This is a genomic window from Hydrogenophaga sp. (assembly GCF_041633695.1).
Lineage (GTDB): Bacteria > Pseudomonadota > Gammaproteobacteria > Burkholderiales > Burkholderiaceae_C > Hydrogenophaga.
This window is the reverse complement of record NZ_JBFJMY010000691.1, coordinates 1-1,563: the sequence shown is the minus strand read 5'-3', so window position 1 is coordinate 1,563 and position 1,563 is coordinate 1. Positions and strand designations below refer to the sequence as shown.

Annotated in this window: 2 protein-coding genes; both read left to right on the top strand. The window is 66.1% G+C overall.

Annotation, left to right across the window (positions count from 1 at the left end; translation table 11 throughout):
- Positions 1-56 precede the first annotated feature (56 nt).
- Complete coding sequence (locus tag ABYB95_RS23275) at positions 57-950, top strand: polysaccharide deacetylase (RefSeq protein ID WP_372662669.1); 894 nt, start codon at positions 57-59, stop codon at positions 948-950.
- Positions 941-1,563 (top strand): amidase family protein (locus ABYB95_RS23270; protein WP_372662666.1); only part of this gene is annotated, 623 nt, incomplete at its 3' end. The genes ABYB95_RS23275 and ABYB95_RS23270, both read left to right, overlap by 10 nt.

Here is a 1,563-nt window from a genome sequence, read left to right as displayed (position 1 = left end):
TGCCGCGCGAGCTCGCGTTTTGCGTGCACATGGCCACGGCCTGAAGGAACAAGGCCATGCCCGAGAAACAAATTCTCTGCGCTTACAGCGTGGACTTCGATGCCATCTCCGGCTGGCTGGGCAGCTACGGCGGCGAACAGTCGCCGTGCGACGTCTCGCGCGGCTTCTTCGCGGGTGAGGTCGGTGTGCCACGCCTGTTGCAGCTGTTCCAGCGCAAGGGCATCACCACGACCTGGTTCATCCCCGGGCATTCCATCGAAAGCTTTCCCGAACAAAGCGCCCAGGTGGTGGCCGACGGCCACGAGATCGGCCTGCACGGCTACACACACGAGAACCCCACCGCCATGTCGCGCCAGCAGCAGGCCGACGTGCTCGACAAGTGCATCGATCTGATCGTCCGCCTCTCTGGACGCGCACCCGTGGGGCACAACGCGCCCTGGTGGGAGTTCAGCGAACACAGCTTGGAGCTGCTGCTGGAGCGTGGCATCCGCTACGACCACAGCCTGATGCACCGCGACTTCGAGCCCTACTTTTTGCGCCAGGGCGACCGCTGGACGCCGATCGACTACTCGAAGCCCGCTGCCCACTGGATGCATCCGGCCGAACGCGGCGAGGAGACCAGCCTGGTCGAGATTCCGTCGAGCTGGGACCTGGACGACATGGAGCCGCTTCTATACATTAAGAGTTTTCCGAACGCGCAAGGCTACGTGGGCGCTCGCAACGTGGAGCAGCAGTGGCGCGACCAGTTCGACTTCATGTACCGCGAGTACGATTTCGCGGTGTTCCCCATGACCATCCATCCGGACGTCTCGGGCAAGGCACAGGCCATCCTCATGCACGAACGCCTGATCGACTACTTCCTCTCCCATCCCGGTGTGCGCTTCACCACCTTCGCCGAGATCGATGCGCTGTTCCGCGAACGCGAGCGCCGCGTGACACCATGCCGTTGATCGCACCAGCCGGCGTCTTCTCCTGCTTCACACCAGCGCGCGAGCGCGCCCAAGCCGCTGCCAGCCAGCAGCGGCAAACAGAGGGTCGCGCGCTCGGGCCGCTCGATGGCGTTCGCGTGAGTTGGAAAGATGTGTTCGATATCGCCGGCACGCCAACCACCTGCGGTTCGCGGGTCACGCCCCACGCTGCGCGCACGCAAGACGCAGAGGTGGTGGCCCGCCTTGCAGCCGCCGGCGCGGTGTGCGTGGGCAAGACCCATCTCAGCGAGTTCGCCTTCAGCGGGCTCGGCGCGAACCCCCACTTTGGGACGCCGCGCAACCCTGCGCTGCCCGCTGGCGACGAGCGCGTGTGTGGCGGCTCGTCCAGCGGTGCCTCTGCCGCCGTGGCACTGGGCCTGTGCGAAATCGCCGTGGGCACCGACACCTCGGGCTCGGTACGGGTACCGGCGTCGTTCACTGGTTTGGCGGGTTTTCGGGCCAGTTCGGGGCGCTATCCCACCGCGGGCCTTTGGACGCTGTCGCCGACGCTGGACAGCATCGGCCTGCTGGCCCACCGGGTCGATCTCATCGCAGCGGCCGATGCGGTTCTGGCCGGCCCTGTTGCCAACGAAGA